Raw genomic sequence first — 18244 nt, forward strand, 5'->3', positions numbered from 1 at the left:
TTAGATGATATTGACTTCCGGGGAAATTTCGATCCCGAACATATCCCAGATCTTCTGCTGGATCTTTTCAGCGAGCTGAAGAATATCCAGGCCTTTGGCATTTCCGTAGTTTACCAGGACCAGTGCCTGCCTGGTGTGCACCCCGGCATCTCCTTCACGGTAGCCTTTAAGGCCCGCGCGGTCTATGAGCCAGCCTGCAGGGATCTTTACCTGCTGCCCGTCAACCTCGTAAAAGGGGATTTCAGGATATTGCTGTTGTAGCTTTTGTAAAACTTCTTTTGAAACTACAGGATTCTTGAAAAAACTTCCGCTGTTGCCCAACTCTTTCGGATTTGGCAGTTTAGATTGGCGGATGATTATAACGGCTTCAGAAACATTGGCTATTGTAGGTGTTTGTACACCTTTATCTTCCAGAAACTGGTCTATAGAACCGTAAGTAGTATTCAGTTTATGATTATTCTTACTAAGCCTGAAGCTAACGCTTGTTATAATGTACTTTCCTTTCGCTTCATTCTTAAAGATAGAATCTCTGTAGCCAAAGTGGCATTCTTCTTTCGTAAAGGTCTTTAATTGCAGCGTTTGGATATCCAATGCGGTGCAGCTTTCAAAGCTGTCTTTGAGTTCCACACCATACGCGCCAATATTTTGAATTGGAGCAGTGCCCACCTTCCCGGGAATCAGGGAAAGATTTTCGAGTCCGCCAAAAGAATGATCAATGCAGTACAGGACAAACTCATGCCAGTTTTCACCGGCCATGGCCTTTACCAGTACGTCGTTCTCGTTGTTCTCAAGGATCTCAATGCCCTTGAGGTTTATATAAACCACTGTTTTCTGAACATCTTTGGTAAGCAACATATTGCTTCCGCCGCCAAGAATGAATAATTCTGAAGCATAGGTGTTCTTCAAAACTTCCCGAAGTTCTTCAACAGAAGTTACTTCTACGAAATTGCGCGCCTTTACATCTATCCCGAAGGTGTTATATGGCTTCAGGGAAATATCCGATTGCATTTTCATTAGCCCTTGTACTGCTTAAGCGCTTCTTTAAGGATCTCTAATGCTCTTACAAGATTTTCCTTTTTAAGAACGTAGGCGATCCTCACCTGGTTAGTTCCGGTATTTGGCGTAGAGTAAAAGCCTGCAGCAGGAGCGATCATTATGGTCTCATTATCCATTTCAAAACTCTCCAGGAGCCATTTGGCGAAATCTTCGGCATCGGCAACAGGTAATTCAGCAATACAATAAAATGCACCTTTTGGATTGGCTACTCTTACGCCATCAATCTTCTCAAGGCCCTGCACGAGCGTGTTTCTTCTGGAAGTGTATTCTTCTATCACTTCGTCAAAATATTCCTGTTCTGTGTCGAGGGCTGCTTCACTTGCAATTTGAGCAAAGGTTGGAGGGCTAAGGCGTGCCTGTGCAAACTTCATGGCTGTAGCCATAAAATCGGCATTTTTGGAAACTACACATCCAATTCGTGCGCCACACATGCTGTAGCGTTTTGAAACCGAATCTATCATGATCGCATTTTGCTCCAATCCCGGTACGCTCATGATAGAGTGATGTTTTGCACCATCGTAAGCAAATTCGCGGTACACTTCATCGGCAACAATAAAGAGATCGTGTTTTTTTACGATCTCGGCCAGTTGATCAATTTCTTCTTTTGTGTAGAGATACCCTGTTGGGTTGCCCGGATTGCAAATAAGAATGGCCTTAGTGTTGGGAGTGATGAGCTTTTCAAATTCAGAAATTGGAGGCAGGGCAAAACTGTCCTCAATTTTCGATTTTACAGGAACCACGGTAACCCCCGATGCTGTTGCGAAGCCATTGTAGTTAGCGTAAAAAGGCTCTGGAATGATCACTTCATCGCCGGCATCACAAATGCTGCCCATGGTGAACAACAAAGCTTCAGACCCGCCGGTGGTAATGATCAATTCATTAGCCGTAATCTCGATGTCGTGGTTCCTGTAGTACTTCGCCAGTTTGTTGCGGTAGCTTTCAAAACCGGCAGAATGGCTGTAAGAAAGCACTTCGATATCGGCATTTTTGACCGCTGCAAGTGCTTTTGCAGGGGTCTTAATATCGGGTTGGCCAATATTTAATTGATAAATGGTACGGCCCTTTTTTATTGCAGCTTCTGCGTAAGGAACTAATTTTCTTATAGGAGATTCGGGCATAGCCTGCCCTTTACGAGAAATATGTGGCATATCTAAAATTTTGGCTTACAAAGTTGCGAAATTTTAAATTGAGAATAATATTTTTCCTGATTTTTATCCTTTCTGAAGGATATTCAACTTAAAGCATCAGGAGTTGCTGATGAATTGTGATGAAGATTAAATTTCTTAGTGATATTGGTGTTTGAAAAGCTGAAAATTTCAGATTAAAGCCGAAATTATAAGGTACTTCGGAAATACTTCAGCAAAACTGGCGAAAAGAGGATATGAAAAAGCGCTTTACCTTCCAAAAAAGGCATTTTGAAGCTGCCTTTTAGCACTTCCGAAGTAGAGAAAGCGAAACTTTTTCAGAAAAACTTATGAGGAGGAGAAGGGTAGAGCTTCAGACCCTTAAAAAATGGCAATTTGTGGTTGTAAAACTGCTGAAAATAAAAGGAGGCTGCTTTAAAAGCCTGTTTCCGTGAACCTGAATCTTGTTACAGGTACTTCTTCCTGATTTTCTTTAGAAAACGGAGTGGTAGCTTTTAAAACAACCTCCTCAAAAATGTCATTTTTGGAAAGTCTTATTCCAGAACTTTTCCTTTGATCTTTATTGATTTGGCAGGAACATCGGCATTAGAGTAAACGGTGATGGTTTTTCTAATTGGGCCTACTCTTTTGGTATCATATTTCACTTTGATCTCCCCGGTTTCTCCAGGAGCAATAGGATCTTTTGGTTTTTCGGGAATAGTACATCCGCAGCTTGAAGTAACATCTGTAATTACCAGGGCAACATTTCCGGTATTTTTAAATTCAAAAACGCGAACGCCATCACTGCCTTTCTCTATTTCGCCGTAGTCTATTACTTCAGACTTAAATTCGATTTTTGCTGTTTCCTGCGCCTGTACAGCGTAGCCTGCAAAAACAAAAAGGGCAATTGCAATTAATTTTTTCATGGTTTTTAGTTTTTTCAGAATTGTAAATATACTACTAATCTGTTTATTGTAGCAAATAAAAAGGCAATCGGCTGCATCGCCTTTTATAATCCTGAAGTTATAATTACTTTTGCCCATATATTCCAAAAACCGCACCAAAGTATGTCTGTAGCATCAAATTATGTAGCCCGGGAAGTTGAAACCAAGTGGTATGATTACTGGATGAAGAATAATTATTTTCATTCTGAAGTTGACGAAAGAGAACCGTACACTATCGTAATTCCGCCGCCCAATGTTACTGGGGTGCTGCACATGGGGCACATGCTCAATAACACCATCCAGGATGTGTTGATCCGTCGCGCACGGCTGCAGGGCTACAATGCCTGCTGGGTGCCGGGAACAGATCATGCCTCTATTGCTACAGAAGCCAAGGTAGTTGCGAAATTAAAAGCAGAAGGAATAGATAAAAATGCCCTTTCACGAGAAGAATTTCTGGAACATGCCTGGGAATGGACCCACAAGCATGGCGGGATTATCCTGGAACAGCTCAAAAAACTTGGGGCTTCCTGTGACTGGGACCGTACAAAGTTTACGATGGACGATGATATGTCGGCTTCGGTAATAAAAGTGTTTGTCGATCTTTATCGCAAAGGCCATATTTACCGCGGTTACCGTATGGTGAATTGGGACCCGCAGGCGAAAACCACACTTTCTGATGAAGAAGTGGTGTACCAGGAGCAGCAGGGGCAGTTGTACTACCTTCAGTATAAAATTGAGGGTACAAATGATACGCTCACTATTGCTACTACCCGGCCCGAAACTATTCTGGGAGATACTGCCGTGTGTATTAACCCCAATGATGAAAGGTTTAGTCATTTAAGAGGTAAAAAGGCGATTGTTCCGCTTTTTGAGCGAGTGATTCCTATAATTGAAGATGAATATGTTGATATAGAGTTTGGAACGGGTTGTTTAAAAGTGACCCCAGCGCACGATGAAAATGATAAGGTGCTTGGAGATAAGCACAATTTGGAGGTGATTGATATATTTCATGATGATGCTACGCTTAATTCCTTCGGAATGCATTATGAAGGAATGGACCGTTTTGAGGCACGAAAAAAGATCGTCGAAGAACTTAAAGAAAAAGGTATACTGGTTAAGACCGAAACTCACTTAAATAAGGTGGGCACCAGTGAACGTACCGGCGCGGTGATCGAGCCAAAACTTAGTGACCAGTGGTTCCTGAAAATGAAAGAACTCGCCCAGCCCGCACTTGATGCCGTACTGGAGAAAGAGGTGAACCTGGTACCCGAGAAATTTGTGAATACTTACCGTCACTGGATGGAGAATGTTCGCGACTGGAACATTAGCCGGCAGTTGGTTTGGGGACAGCAAATTCCGGCATATTATTATGGAGAGGGCTACGAAGATTTTGTTGTAGCCGAATCTCCTGAAGAGGCTTTAACGTTGGCCAAAGAAAAATCGGGCAACAATGAATTAACAGCCTCTAATCTTAAGCAGGACAAAGATGCTCTTGATACCTGGTTCTCTTCATGGCTTTGGCCAATAAGTGTCTTTAACGGGATTCTTGAGCCCGATAATAAAGAGATTAACTACTATTATCCAACAAATGACCTTGTAACTGCACCCGAGATTCTCTTTTTCTGGGTAGCACGTATGATCATTGCCGGATATGAGTACAGGGATAAAAAACCTTTTAATAATGTTTACCTAACGGGTATTGTACGCGATAAACAGCGTAGAAAAATGTCAAAATCCCTGGGTAATTCTCCAGATCCTCTGGGGCTCATAGATGCTTATGGTGCCGATGGGGTGAGGGTAGGAATGCTACTGAGTTCCCCTGCAGGGAATGACCTTATGTTTGAAGAAGATTTATGTAAACAGGGAGCAGCATTTGTAAATAAAATTTGGAATTCGTTCAAGCTTGTAAATTCATGGGAAGTTTCAGATAAAGCCGAACAACCTGAAGCTGCAAAGATTGCTGTGGAATGGTACAGGGCGAAATTTCAGAAGAGCCTGCACGAGATTGAAGATAACTATAAAAAATACCGTATAAGTGATGCTTTAATGGCTACTTATAAACTGGTATGGGATGATTACTGTTCCTGGTTCCTTGAGATGGTAAAACCAGCTTACGGGCAGCCAATGGATAAAGCAACTTTTGATGCTGTTACAGAGATCCTGGAGAACAACCTTAAAGTTCTTCACCCATTCGTGCCATTTGTTTCAGAAGAAATATGGCAGTCAATGAAGCAGCGAAATGAAAACGAAGCCTTGATCATTTCCTCATGGCCCAAAAGTGAGGAATTTGCTGCTTCTCTTATAGAAGAGTTTGTGGTAGCTTCAGAAGTGGTGTCTGGGATAAGAACTATTAGAAAAGAAAAGAACATTTCTTACAAAGATCAAATTGAACTTCAGGTACTCAATAATGAGAAACTTGGCAGCACATTTGACCCCATCATTGAAAAAATGGGAAATATTTCATCGTTGGGCTATACTAAAGAACAAGTGAAAGGAGCTCTTTCTTTCCGGGTAAAGTCAAACGAATATTTTATTCCTGTGACTGGTGCAGTTGATGTTGAAGCCGAAAAAGCCAAGCTTGAAGAGGAATTGAACTATACCCGCGGATTTTTAAAATCTGTAGAGAAAAAGTTGTCTAACGAAAAGTTTGTGAGCGGGGCACCTGCAAAAGTGGTAGATATGGAAAAGCAGAAAAAAGCTGATGCCGAAGCTAAAATTGAAGCAATTCTTGCCAGTTTAAAGGCGCTTTCTTAGACAGATCATAATTTCAGATATAAAGCAAAAACCTCAAAGATTTTCAAAATCTTTGAGGTTTTTGCTTTATATACTTTGCTTATAAATGAAATCAGGTGTGGCTTAAACTGATTATTTATACTAAAATCTTCAGTAAAATCCTGATTAATATTAATCGTGGATATTCTCCTCAACCAGCTGGATGTAGGCCTCTTTAGCCTCTATAACTGTCAAACCCTTTACCTGTAGCAGGGCGTTCAATTTAAAGGCATTTTTAAGGTCGCTGTTCCCCGAAGGGATATACGCCTGGGAATGTTTTGTAGCCTGTTTATAGTAGGCATAGAGCTTGAGCATAAGATCGGGAGGGAGCTTCTGGGAAGTCCTGCTGGCTTTTTCATAAGCTCTTAAAAATTCCCTGTCAACTTCTTCGGGAGTCATGGCTACGGGATTAGGAAACTTTTGCAATGAGACTAACGCCACCTTTTACTTTTTGATTCAGTTTAACTTCAAGTTCGGTGCCCAGAGGAAGAAATACGTCAACCCTGGAGCCAAACTTAATAAATCCGCTATCGCTACCCTGTACCACTTCTTCGCCTTCTTTGGCGTAATTTACTATACGCTTGGCAAGAGCACCTGCAATTTGCCGGTAAAGGATCTCTCCGGTGCTTTCATTTTCAACAACTACTGTGGTGCGTTCGTTCTCTTCACTGGCTTTTGGATGCCAGGCTACGAGATATTTGCCCGGGTGGTATTTGCTGTATTTTACAGTTCCGCCTATGGGGTGTCTGGTCACGTGAACATTGATTGGAGACATGAACACAGAAACCATTAAGCGTTTATCTTTAAAGTATTCTTTCTCATACACTTCTTCAATAACCACCACTTTCCCATCAACGGGGGCAATAACGTGCTTGGTATTGACTACGGTATTTCTTTTCGGGTTCCTGAAAAACTGAAGAACCAGGAAGAAAAGCACGATAGATGCTATAAGAATAACGACCCTAATCCAATAGGTGAAAATAAAAGTTTGTGCCAGTAGGTTTACAATGATCAATAAGATCATTGCGGTTCCCATTATCTTATATCCTTCTTTATGAAACATAGTTAATTAGTTGTAAATAGGCATAAACAAAAGGGCTTGCAAAAATGATGCTGTCAAGCCTGTCAAATAAACCTCCATGACCGGGCATTAGCCTGCCGCTGTCTTTCACTCCTGCCTGTCTTTTGAACTTTGATTGTATTAGGTCTCCCAGGGTGCCAAAAATGCTTAAAATCACTGCCAGTCCCACCCATTCATTGACGCTTAAAAGTCCGGTGAAGAAATATACCAAATAGGCTGCAATCGCACTAAAGACTAATCCTCCCAAAAAACCTTCGACTGTTTTTTTAGGGGAGATCCTTTCAAAGAGCTTTTTTTTTCCAAAATTCTTACCTACAAGATAGGCAAAAGTATCGTTTATCCAAATAAGTGAAAATATACCAACTACCAGTTCGGGTGTGAAATCTCCTGTGTAGCTGGGTATAAGTGTGAGAAAGATGAGTGAGGCTATGAGGTAAAAAATGATGATCACATATTTCTTCTTCTCAAAAAGGGGGATTTTGTTCACCAGCATAAGATCTTTGACAAGAAACAGGTTTACGAAAATGGTGATGAGTAAGAGTAGGGAAGTGCCATAGGGGCTCCACCGCATATAGCTGAAAATATAGAATAACCCAATGAGAAGAAAATATCCCAATAAACTTTTTAAATGTAAAAGTCTTTGAAGTTCACGAAGACAAATAACGCCAAATAACAGGAAAAGTGTGGTGAAAGCAAATTCGGATGCAAATATGGAGACCACAAGAATGGATACATACATGACCCCCGATAAACCCCGAATAATGTTTTCCTTCATACTACAGATCTTCCAGAAGCAGCAAATATAGGTTTTTTGTACTACTTCCGTAGCTCATGAAATCCCCTTCTTTGTTGTTCTCAAAATTCTTGATGGTTGTAATATTGGAAGGAATACGGTCTTTATTTTTAAACTTAATGCCTCTTAAACCTTCGCCAATGGCATCAATGAGCTTGCTCGTAGAGGCAAGGATAACAAAATTATAGGGTAATTCTTTAAGCTTCTTCTCCTTAATTTGATTTGAAGAAATAAGAATAGAGCCATCATTGGCAATGAGATATTCGCAGGTGCTAAGGAAAAAAGCTGCTTCGCCGGAATTAGTGAATTCTAAATTCTGGTCGGAAAATTTATCCCGTAAATTTTGATCAAAACAACAAGTTTCTTTTTCATACCAATCATTCTCCAACATGATGTTTTCAAACGTCTCTATCAACTCTTCATTACTCTCACAATAAAGAAATTTGCCGCCGTTGTTTTTGAAATTGAGCATAAAACGCTCATCGGTAGGGAGCTTAACATCTGGCATATACTTGCTACGGTCAGAACTTTCTACTTTATCCTGACCTTTGTCTGATTTAGATTTAGGGTTCAAAAAGTTTCTAAATAGACTCATATAGGTTTCTGATTACTCAAGGTAGCATTTCACCCAAAGGTAAAAAATCTTAACTTACAGATTAGGATAAGTTAAGATTTTTTACTGATAGGATTGTAGATTATTTTCCTTCGGAAGTAGAAGTGTCCTGCGCTTCTGAACCTGGTGTGCTACCGGGAATTGTTTTTTCGGTAACAGTTTCTTCCTGTACAGGAACAGTTTTTTCCTGGCTGTTGCCATTCATGATTTCGTCACGGCTCTTAAAAGGCCTTTTTCCGAAGATTTCCTCGAGGTTATCTTTGAATATAACTTCTTTTTCCAGAAGGATCTCGGCCAGCCTGGTAAGCTTGTCTTTATTGTCCTCAAGAAGTTGAATAGCTCTTTGATACTGCTCTTCAATAAGGTTGGAGATCTCCTTGTCTATTAATTCTGAAGTTTTCTCACTGTAAGGCTTGGTGAAATTATATTCACTCTGGCCTGAAGAATCGTGATAAGTGAGATTCCCTACCTTTTCATTTAATCCATACACGGTCACCATGGCACGGGCCTGTTTGGTAACTTTTTCCAGGTCACTAAGAGCTCCGGTTGAGATCTTGTTGAAGATAACCTTTTCGGCTGCTCGTCCTCCCAGTGCTGCACACATTTCATCGAGCATCTGTTCTGGTCTCACAATAAGCCTTTCTTCTGGTAAATACCATGCAGCTCCAAGCGATTGCCCGCGAGGTACAATGGTAACCTTTACAAGGGGAGCGGCGTGCTCCAGTATCCAGCTAACGGTTGCGTGTCCTGCCTCGTGGAAAGCGATGGCTTGCTTCTCCTCTGGAGTGATGATCTTATTCTTTTTCTCAAGACCACCCACAATACGATCTACTGCATCCAGAAAATCCTGTTTTCCAACAGCGGTTTTACTATTACGTGCAGCAATTAATGCAGCTTCGTTACATACGTTGGCAATATCGGCACCCGAGAATCCAGGAGTCTGTTTTGCCATGAACTCAGTATCTAACTCGTCGGCCACTTTCTTAAGCGGGCGAAGATGTACTTCAAATATTTCTTTTCTCTCCCTAACATCAGGCAGGTCAACATAGATCTGTCTGTCAAACCTTCCGGCGCGCATTAGGGCTTTGTCAAGCACATCGGCACGGTTGGTAGCTGCCAGTACGATTACATTGGTGTTGGTTCCAAAACCGTCCATTTCTGTAAGGAGCTGGTTTAAGGTGTTCTCACGCTCGTCGTTAGATCCCGAGAAATTACTTTTTCCGCGGGCACGACCTATTGCATCAATCTCATCAATAAAGATAATAGCTGGAGATTTTTCTTTTGCCTGTTTAAACAGGTCTCTTACCCTCGAAGCTCCAACACCTACAAACATCTCCACGAAATCGGATCCTGAAAGTGAGAAGAAAGGAACTTTGGCTTCTCCTGCCACTGCTTTTGCAAGTAAGGTCTTACCGGTACCCGGAGGTCCTACAAGTAAAGCACCCTTTGGAATTTTTCCTCCCAGGGAGGTATATTTATCTGGGGTTTTTAGGAAATCTACAATTTCCTGTACTTCTTCCTTGGCTCCTTCAAGACCGGCCACATCTTTAAAAGAAACTTTAACGTCGGTATTTTGATCAAAGAGCTTGGCTTTGGATTTTCCTATGTTGAAAATCTGTCCGCCTGCACCGCCACCGGCTCCACCGCTCATACGACGCATAATGAAGATCCAGATTCCAATAATCAGAATAAATGGCAGTAGGGTAAGTAGAATATCGCCCCAAACATTTTGATGGGTCTCAAAGACCACAGGGGTGTCTACATTACTTTCGGCTTTCACCTCTCTTATGTCATCCTCAAGGTTTTGAAGATCACCAAACTCAAAGGTATAGGCGGGAGAATCTCCACCGGGAAATAGCTCATCCTGTACTGCCTTTTGGTGTACTTCTTTTGATTGGGCTTCTTCGGTAAGGAATACTTTTGCCTGATTGCGGTTTACTATAACCACCTTCTTTACGTCTCCCTGTTCTAAATAATTCAGGAATTCGGCAGGGTTGGTCTTGGCAGGTTCGTTAAACCCGCTATCACTGAAGAAATTTATCCCCAAAAACACCAGGATAATAGCTGCATAAATCCAATATGCGCTAAACTTTGGTTTTTTTGGCTCTTTATTTTTAGGTTGCTCTTTGGCCATGCGTTCTTTCTTAACTCTTAATAATTTGTATTGATTGAAGTGGATTTTGCATCCCCCCAAAGACTTTCGATGTCATAATACTCTCTAATGTGCTTCTGAAAAACATGTACTACCACGCTCACGTAATCCATTAGTACCCACTCGGCATTATCAGATCCCTCTATGTGCCAGGGTTTATCTTTAAGCGATTTACTAACGGTTTTTTGAATGGAATTAACAATGGCATTTACCTGCGTATTTGAGGTTCCATTGCAGATGATGAAGTAGTCACATACAGTATTTTCTATCTCTCTAAGGTCAAGAATATCAATATCATTCCCTTTAACTTCTTCGATTCCTTTGATTATGTGTGCTATAAGTATATCGTTGTTAGCTTCTTTTTTTATCATTAAATTTATTTTCTTTGCGCAAAGTTATTACTTTTTAAGGTTTTTTGAACCTTGGTTTTCATAACATTTAACGCCTGCATTATCTATCTTTACGTATGCACCTTATCAAAGTTAGTGCCATCAACTCCACAAATTCATTTGCGCGAGAGCTTTTAAAAGAAAATCCTCACTTACCTCTCACCTGTGTTGTTGCAAAAAAACAGACCCAGGGGCGGGGGCAACGTGGTACTTCCTGGAGTGCTGAGGATGGTAAAAACCTCACTTTTTCTGTGTTTTTGCCCCGGCCTAAGATAAATCCGGCCCATCAGTTTGTGCTGAGTGCAGCTATTGCAACTGCGCTGATTTCGGCTCTCGAAAAATTTGACCTGCCACGATTAAAAGTTAAATGGCCAAACGACATCTTGTCAGCTAATCGAAAACTGGCGGGTGTACTTATTGAAAATATTATTTCTGAAGGTAAAGTGACGGGGTCTATTATTGGGATAGGGCTGAACGTTAATCAGCAAAACTTTGGAGATCTGCCTCAGGCAGGATCCATGAAGACTGCCACCGGAAAGGAATTCAGCCTTGAGGAGGTGCTTAATGTTGTACTTGCAGAGCTTGAAAAAGGATTTTCGGAACTTTCCGAAGAAAGCTCCGAAGTAATTTTAAACACTTACAAAAATGCCCTTTTTCGCAGGTTAGTTCCCTCTACCTTTAAAGATCCCAAAGGCAACCTTTTTACAGGAATGATCCTCGACGTTAGCCCAACCGGTAGGCTGCTGGTGCAAAAAGGGGAAGAGGAAGAGGTTGCCGAATACGATCTAAAAGAAATTAGTCTTTGCTATTAGATCTTTGCGAGGTTTTCTGCTAAATTAGAAATGAATTTCTTCAAAGGTCCTTTTACCATCATAGCCATCATGGTATTGAACTTTCCGTGGAAAAACAACTGGGCCTCACTCTGATTGTCTCCCAAAGACTGGATCTCCACATCAAGCGAAAAATCAAACTTGTCTGAAGTTGAACCCAGTTTAATATATTCTGGCTCGCGGGTTTCTTTTATCTGCAGTGCGATCTCTGGCATTCCTTTCAACGCGAAAGCAAAAGTGTCCTGACTTTTCACTTGAAATTTCTCTTTGCTCTCTGGCATGATCTGCTCATAATTGTTCACGTCTGTAAGGAAGTTGAACAATTCCTGCTGACTCTTTTGTACTGTTACTTTGTCGCTCTGTAATTCCATATCTTATTTTTTCCAGTTAGCCGGATCATTTCGCCAGCTTTTTAGTAGCTCGCTCTCGGCTTGATTGATATAATTTGTTTTTAGGGCTACTTCCAATAGATATTCATAGTTGCTAAGGGGGTGTAGCTCAATATTCGCATCTTTAAAATTCTGGTCTGCGGTATCAAAGCCGTAAGAAAAGATGGCCAGCATACCTTTTATTTGAAGGTTGGCATCCTGTAGTGCTTTTACGGCATTTAAGCTGCTATTACCGGTGCTAATGAGGTCTTCAATGACCACAACGGTTTGCCCTTCCTCAACTTTGCCCTCAATCTGGTTTTGGCGGCCGTGAGATTTTGCCTCCGGGCGCACATAAGCAAATGGCAGGCTCAGGTATTCGGCTACCAGCATTCCTATTCCTATTGCTCCTGTAGCAACCCCGGCAATAACATCGGCTTTGCCGTAAAGCTGTTCTACCTGGCGAGCCATGTGTTCCCGTACAAAATTGCGGATGGGAGGATAAGATAAGATGATGCGATTGTCACAGTAAATTGGAGAATTCCACCCGCTGGCCCATTTAAAGCCTTGTTGTGCATCTAATTTTATTGCCTTAATTTGCAATAATAACTCAGCAGTTTTGCGAGCCGTTTCCTTGTCTAAAATCATACTGCAAATGTATAAAGTTTTTGTAAATGATGTTCCTATTATTCTCTCAACAGAAAAGCATTTGGGAGAGAAATATGTATCAATTCCGTTAAAGGAGGTTAAATTAAAGAGGATTATCAAAAAGATCAACAAGGGAAAATTGCTCTACGTTAATCTTTATCACCAGAAAAAAGATAAACTTCTAAAGCACCTTTTTAAGAAGTTACCTGTAGTCACAGCCGGTGGAGGATTTGTGCTGAATCAAAGGGATGAGGTGCTTTTTATTTTTCGAAACGGCCGGTGGGATCTACCCAAAGGAAAAGTTGAAAAGAACGAGAGTATAGAGACAGGGGCTATTCGCGAAGTAGAAGAAGAGACGGGGGTGAAGAACCTCGAAATCTCTAAATTCCTGCAAACTACCTATCACGTGTTCCAAAGAAAAGGCCGGTACAGGCTTAAGGTCACGTACTGGTATGAAATGAGAACCGACTATGACGGCGAACTGGTGCCCGAAGAAAGTGAGGGGATAGAGAAAGTAAAATGGAAAAATATGGAGAAGGCGCAAAAAGCTTTGAAAAAGTCTTACGCCAATATTAAACTCCTGTTCCCTGAAGAAATTTTACCGGCTCACTCTAAAGACGGGATATCGCAAATGTGATACTTCATAGTGCTCACTCCTTTTGTGAATCCAGTCCAGTTGTGCGTACCAGTTGGCAGCAAATTCAGGATCGTTGCTCTTTTTGGCCAGGAATTCATTTTCAATTTCAGGATAATCGTCTAGAAATTCTCTTGCTACTTCCTCAAACACATATGGGGAGAAGCCTTCTTTTTGCTGCAGAATGCTGTCAAAGAAATTCCAGTTAAAGAAGGAATCCGGTGCCTGGGGCTCAAGTGTTGCCAGCAAGTACTTTGCTGCTTTTTGTTCAATAGGAATAAAAAGATCGCCCCGTTTAATATTCACTTTTTTCCTGCTGCTTTCTACCTCCACATTATAATGCGGGTAATGCCCTTCATAAGGTGCATTTCTGGTTTCGTAGTTTTTAATTCTGTAGACTTCTACCACCATACTGGTGTCTTTTTCAAAAGGAACCATCTCCACATTGTTCAGTTTAAGAAGATCCAGGATTGGCCACCACGCCTGCGGTACAATATAACCCTGGGGTATCTTCACTTCCTGGGAGGCAGTGAAATTATCATAATAATCTACTTTTTTGGTGAAAGGGCGGGTAGTGTCATATTTTAATCTTTCAAATCCGGTGACTTCACTGGGGTACCTTTCTGCCTCATACCCCTTAAATTGTAGTTCCGAGACTCTGCTGCTGTCCACCTTAAAATCAAAAGCATAAGTGCTTTTGGACTTAAAGGTTTTGGTGTCCTGAGCTCTCAGCTTTTTAAGAAGTTCGGTATCTTTATCTGCAATGTCTATCATGGAGCGCAAAAATTCATAAGAGCCATAAACTCTCTTGTTATACGGCTTAAGCATGTGCGTCTCCAGCATTATTCCCGGGGTGTTCCAAAGGGCAGCATATCCCGTCGAGTAGCGCGGCGTGTCAAGAAACTGCGTAAAACCTTTGTCGGGCACATCTCCAAATACATTCACGTAAGGAGTCATTTCCCAGTCTTTTTTCTTCAGGGCCTCTTCAACGGCGGGTCTCAAATCTTTTTTGATATAATTTCCCAAAGCTCCTCCCATCTGGTCGTGCTGTGTAATTACATGGGTAAGGGTGTACTGGTAATCGGCGCCATTACTCACGTGGGTGTCAATAAAAAGATCGGGGTCTACCTTATGAAAGATCTCGTAAAAGCTACGGGTGTTTCGGGTGTCGGCTTTTATAAAGTCGCGGTTGAGGTCATAATTTCTTGCATTTCCCCGAAAACCATAAGCTTTAGGCCCATTCTGATTTGTACGGGAAAAGGAGTTGCGGTTAAGCGCGCCGCCAACGTTGTACACCGGGATAGCCGCAATCACCGTGTTTTCAGGCAGGCTTATAGAATCTTGTGCAAGGTCTCTAAATAACATCATGGTGGCATCAATCCCGTCGCTCTCGCCCGGGTGTATGCCGTTATTGATCATTACTATGCTATGGTCTTCGCGAAGGCTTTCAAAATCAAAAGATTTGTTACGGCTGTAAGTCACCAGGTGTAGGGGTTCACCACTATCGGTTTCTCCAATGCGCTCCAGATTAATGCTGGGGTACACCGCAGCAAGATCTTCGTAGAAGTCAATGATCTCGGGGTAGGTAGCAGTCTCTGTTCCTCCCGATTTTTCAAAAACAGTGGTGAAATCATAATCCTGCTCCAGTATATAGTTCGAAAAATCGCAGGAGCTAAGGCCAATGGCAAACATTACCAAAACCAGTATTTTTTTCATGCAGGGAATTTTAACCGGCGTAAACATAAAGAAAAACTTCAAAAGCATAAAGTATTGCTAAGAATAAAGCAGGTTTTCCAGAACATGATAAAAAGCTTAAATTCGTAAAGCCCATTTCTTCGGAAGAAAAAGGTGTCAAAAATGGCATTTTTGACACCCCTTCCCGGTCACTAACTAAAACGAAACTCTTGAAAAAATATCTATTCCTGGTATTCGCTATATTTTTCTTCGGAAAGCTCTCTGCACAGCAAATTAGCGGAAAAGTAACTGATGCCTTTACCAATAAACCTCTTGAAAATGTCAAAATTACTTCAGGAGAATCTTCTGAAGCTGTTTTTACAGATGCTTCAGGTGTATTCAATTTTTCTGCGGAAGGATTGCCTGTAAACCTCATTTTTGAAGCTCCCGGCTACGGCCGAAAAATCCTGTTGGCCGACTCTTCTTCCGAAGATCTTTTTGTTGTTCTTGCACCTTCCGAAGGTTCCCTGTCTGAAGTTGTGCTGCGAAGTACCATAATTCCGAAGCAATTATTGCAAACTCCGGCGTCGGTTTCAGTATTAAGCGAAGAAGAGCTGCAAAGGTTTGATGAAACTAATGTGATGCAGAATATAAGTACCGTGCCGGGCGTGAATGTGCACCAGGGGGCTTTAAACACCAATAAAATGAGCATTCGAGGGGTGGGTTCGCGGTCGCAGTACAGCACAAACCGGGTAAAGGCTTACTTTATGGAAATTCCAATTACCAGCGCCGAAGGAGAAACGACACTGGACGACCTCGATCCTGCCGCCCTGGAACGGATCGAAATTATAAAAGGGCCTACATCAAGTGTGTATGGCGCAGGTCTTGGCGGAGTGGTCACTCTTTTTCCTGCCCGTGACATGGAGCAGGGAACAAAGGCTGAAGTAAAAAGCACTTTTGGGAGCTATGGCCTGTTTAGGGGAACTGCCCGGGCATCTCACGCTTCAAAATCGGCTAACCTCACGGCCACATATAACCATGTGGAAACTGATGGCTGGCGTGATAATTCGGCTTATGACAGGGATTCTTTTACCCTTTTTGGGCAGGTGCTGGCAGGAAAAAATGGAGAATTGTCGGTACTGGGTAATTTTGTGCGCTTAAAAGCATTTATTCCGAGTTCGGTAAACCGGGAGACTTTTCTTAAAGATCCTTCTTCGGCGGCTTTTACCTGGGCTGCGGCCAAAGGCTATGAGTCTTACGACAAAGGTCTACTTGGGTTCTCTTATGAGTATCGTTTTTCGGAAGCTTTTTCAAATATAACCAGTGTTTATGGCAGTTTTAGGGATGCCTATGAGCCCAGGCCGTTTGATATCCTTAACGAAGGGCAGTCAGCTTTGGGGGCAAGGACAAAATTCAGTCTTGAAAAAGACATTTTTGGAGCCCCTGCACAATTGAGCTTTGGCGTGGAATTCTATAACGAGTGGTATGATACTGCCACTTTTGAGAACCTGTATGAGCAGTTTGAAGATAAGGGCAGTGTGCCCGGTAGTTATTTGAGCCATAACGAGCAGGACAGGCGTTACTATAATATATTTCTTCAATGGAACCAGGAGGTGACCTCGCGGCTTAGACTGGAAGCCGGATTAAATCTCAACGCCACTTCTTACGAGCTGAGTGACCTTTATGAGGAAGACGATGTAGACCAAAGTGGAGCCTACAGTTTTAAGGAAGTGCTGTCACCCAGGATTGGTGCCGTTTACACAGTAGCCCCGGGTAAAAATTTATATGCTTCGGTAAGTCACGGATTTTCTACTCCCACGGTAGCCGAAACACTTACTCCGGAAGGTTTGATCAATACTAATCTCAAACCCGAAACCGGAATTAATTACGAGCTGGGCTTCAAAGGAAACTTCCTAAACAACCGACTCTATGCTGAAATTGCCGCGTTTTCAATCCAGGTGAAAAATCTGTTAGTAGCCGAACGAGTGGCCGAAGACCGGTACATTGGCCGCAACGCCGGAAAAACTGACCACAACGGAATCGAATTGTTGCTCAATTACAATTTCCCTGTTTCAGCAAATGTACGGGCACGCACCTTTGTCAATGCAGCATACAATTCCATCGAATTTGACGAATTTATAGATGAGGAAGAAGATTTCTCTGGCAACGATCTTCCGGCAGTGCCGCAGGAAACTGTAAATGCCGGACTAGATATTATCACTTCCTTTGGCTTAACCCTGCGAACTACTTACCAATTTGAAGGGGGAATGCCTTTAAATGATGCAAATACCGAATTCAGGAGTCATTACGATCTCCTGCATTTCAAACTCGCCCTGGAACCACTGGAAATGATCAATACTTCAATAAATCAGAACTGGGATTTGGAAATTTTTGGGGGTGTGAACAATGCGCTTGATGAACATTATGCGGCTTCGGTAATACCAAATGCAGTAGGATTTGGAGGTAACGCCCCACGCTACTTCTATCCCGGAATGCCCCGAAATTTTTATGGTGGTTTAGCGGTGGGATATAAGTTTTAAATCAAGGGAAACCCACCCCGCCTATCGGTACCCCTCCGTGGGAGGGGACTTTAAAAGAGAATTATAGGAAAAAATAAACCCACAGTGTTACTCTTAATGAAGAAGGCTTATAGGTATGGAAGAGCCTTAGTTAAAATCCAATTAACTATTTTCTAATCCCCATGAACTAATGCCTAATGGCATCTGGTACCATAAATTGATAGTCTCCGCCGTTGCGAATTACGTCGCGAACAACGGTTGAGGAAATATGGCTTTTTCCGGAGGAAGTGATAAAGAAAAGGGTTTCTACTCCGCTTATTTTAAAGTTGGTCTGGCCAATGCTCTTTTCAAATTCCAGGTCAATGGCATTACGAAGGCCGCGTAGAATGAATCCGGCGTTTTGTTCCCTGCAAAAATCCACTGTCATGCCTTTGTAGGTCATCACCTTGATCTTTGGTTCATCTTTATAGGTCTCTTCCAAAAACCTGACCCGCTCCTCGAGAGAGAACATGTATTTCTTATCTGAATTAGTACCAATTGCCAGGATGACCTGGTCAAAAAGTGGGAGTCCGCGGTTAATGATATCAACATGTCCCAGGGTGATGGGATCAAAAGAACCGGGAAAAACTGCTGTTTTCATGCTGAAA

Annotated in this window: 17 protein-coding genes; 4 read left to right on the plus strand and 13 right to left on the minus strand. The window is 42.1% G+C overall.

Translation table 11 applies throughout. The annotated features are described in order from the left end of the window. The 3 genes from murB to ACQ93I_RS03570 form a co-directional block, all read right to left on the minus strand. On the minus strand, positions 1-1014 hold the full coding sequence (gene murB / locus ACQ93I_RS03560; RefSeq protein WP_431697170.1) for a UDP-N-acetylmuramate dehydrogenase: 1014 nt from the start codon (positions 1012-1014) through the stop codon (positions 1-3). Then, positions 1014-2204: a pyridoxal phosphate-dependent aminotransferase gene (locus ACQ93I_RS03565; protein ID WP_431697171.1), complete on the minus strand. Its 1191-nt coding sequence runs from the start codon at positions 2202-2204 to the stop codon at positions 1014-1016. Before ACQ93I_RS03565 ends, murB begins: the two co-directional genes overlap by 1 nt. 530 nt (positions 2205-2734) lie before the next feature. Beyond that, on the minus strand, positions 2735-3106 hold the full coding sequence (locus ACQ93I_RS03570) for a DUF1573 domain-containing protein (RefSeq protein WP_266067884.1): 372 nt from the start codon (positions 3104-3106) through the stop codon (positions 2735-2737). Positions 3107-3247: 141 nt separating this feature from the next. Between ACQ93I_RS03570 and ACQ93I_RS03575 the strand changes: the two genes are divergently transcribed. Next, the gene (locus ACQ93I_RS03575; RefSeq protein ID WP_431697172.1) at positions 3248-5878 is read left to right on the plus strand and encodes a valine--tRNA ligase; all 2631 of its coding nucleotides are present in this window, start codon (positions 3248-3250) and stop codon (positions 5876-5878) included. 150 nt (positions 5879-6028) lie between these two features. Here ACQ93I_RS03575 and ACQ93I_RS03580 read toward each other — a convergent pair whose 3' ends face one another. From ACQ93I_RS03580 to rsfS, 6 genes are all read right to left on the minus strand, one after another. Beyond that, positions 6029-6337: an acyl-CoA-binding protein gene (locus ACQ93I_RS03580; RefSeq protein WP_431697173.1), complete on the minus strand. Its 309-nt coding sequence runs from the start codon at positions 6335-6337 to the stop codon at positions 6029-6031. After that, complete coding sequence (locus ACQ93I_RS03585; protein ID WP_431697174.1) at positions 6306-6959, minus strand: phosphatidylserine decarboxylase family protein; 654 nt, start codon at positions 6957-6959, stop codon at positions 6306-6308. Before ACQ93I_RS03585 ends, ACQ93I_RS03580 begins: the two co-directional genes overlap by 32 nt. Continuing rightward, positions 6949-7752: a phosphatidate cytidylyltransferase gene (locus ACQ93I_RS03590; RefSeq protein WP_431697175.1), complete on the minus strand. Its 804-nt coding sequence runs from the start codon at positions 7750-7752 to the stop codon at positions 6949-6951. Before ACQ93I_RS03590 ends, ACQ93I_RS03585 begins: the two co-directional genes overlap by 11 nt. 1 nt (position 7753) lies before the next feature. Continuing rightward, positions 7754-8365 (minus strand): LUD domain-containing protein, encoded by a 612-nt coding sequence (locus ACQ93I_RS03595; protein ID WP_431697176.1) that lies wholly within the window; start codon positions 8363-8365, stop codon positions 7754-7756. A gap of 100 nt (positions 8366-8465) precedes the next feature. Further along, on the minus strand, positions 8466-10517 hold the full coding sequence (gene ftsH, locus ACQ93I_RS03600; RefSeq protein WP_431697177.1) for an ATP-dependent zinc metalloprotease FtsH: 2052 nt from the start codon (positions 10515-10517) through the stop codon (positions 8466-8468). 17 nt (positions 10518-10534) lie between these two features. Continuing rightward, on the minus strand, positions 10535-10906 hold the full coding sequence (gene rsfS, locus ACQ93I_RS03605; RefSeq protein ID WP_266067878.1) for a ribosome silencing factor: 372 nt from the start codon (positions 10904-10906) through the stop codon (positions 10535-10537). Between the two features lie 95 nt (positions 10907-11001). On the opposite strand from rsfS, the gene ACQ93I_RS03610 reads away from it, so the two are divergent. Next, entirely contained in the window at positions 11002-11736 is a 735-nt protein-coding gene (locus tag ACQ93I_RS03610; protein ID WP_431697178.1) for a biotin--[acetyl-CoA-carboxylase] ligase, read from the plus strand. Here ACQ93I_RS03610 and ACQ93I_RS03615 read toward each other — a convergent pair. Both ACQ93I_RS03615 and pyrE read right to left on the minus strand, forming a co-directional pair. Then, a complete protein-coding gene (locus ACQ93I_RS03615; RefSeq protein WP_423818251.1) occupies positions 11733-12125 on the minus strand; it encodes an SRPBCC family protein in 393 nt (130 codons plus the stop codon). The two genes, ACQ93I_RS03610 and ACQ93I_RS03615, sit on opposite strands and share 4 nt — an antisense overlap. Before the next feature lie 3 nt (positions 12126-12128). Beyond that, positions 12129-12770, minus strand: a complete 642-nt coding sequence (gene pyrE, locus ACQ93I_RS03620; protein WP_431697179.1) for an orotate phosphoribosyltransferase — start codon at positions 12768-12770, stop codon at positions 12129-12131. 7 nt (positions 12771-12777) lie between these two features. Here pyrE and ACQ93I_RS03625 point away from each other — a divergent pair, with 7 nt between their 5' ends. Then, positions 12778-13407 (plus strand): NUDIX hydrolase, encoded by a 630-nt coding sequence (locus tag ACQ93I_RS03625; RefSeq protein WP_431697180.1) that lies wholly within the window; start codon positions 12778-12780, stop codon positions 13405-13407. On the opposite strand, the gene ACQ93I_RS03630 is transcribed toward ACQ93I_RS03625, so the two are convergent. Beyond that, the gene (locus ACQ93I_RS03630) at positions 13369-15120 is read right to left on the minus strand and encodes a M14 family metallopeptidase (RefSeq protein ID WP_431697181.1); all 1752 of its coding nucleotides are present in this window, start codon (positions 15118-15120) and stop codon (positions 13369-13371) included. The two genes, ACQ93I_RS03625 and ACQ93I_RS03630, sit on opposite strands and share 39 nt — an antisense overlap. Positions 15121-15308: 188 nt before the next feature. On the opposite strand from ACQ93I_RS03630, the gene ACQ93I_RS03635 reads away from it, so the two are divergent. Then, on the plus strand, positions 15309-17618 hold the full coding sequence (locus ACQ93I_RS03635; protein WP_431697182.1) for a TonB-dependent receptor domain-containing protein: 2310 nt from the start codon (positions 15309-15311) through the stop codon (positions 17616-17618). Positions 17619-17784: 166 nt separating this feature from the next. Here the strand turns inward: ACQ93I_RS03635 and coaD are convergent, their stop codons facing one another. Beyond that, positions 17785-18237, minus strand: a complete 453-nt coding sequence (coaD, locus tag ACQ93I_RS03640; protein WP_431697183.1) for a pantetheine-phosphate adenylyltransferase — start codon at positions 18235-18237, stop codon at positions 17785-17787. Positions 18238-18244: the final 7 nt, after the last annotated feature.

It is taken from the genome of Salinimicrobium sp. WS361 (assembly GCF_050750585.1).
GTDB lineage: Bacteria > Bacteroidota > Bacteroidia > Flavobacteriales > Flavobacteriaceae > Salinimicrobium.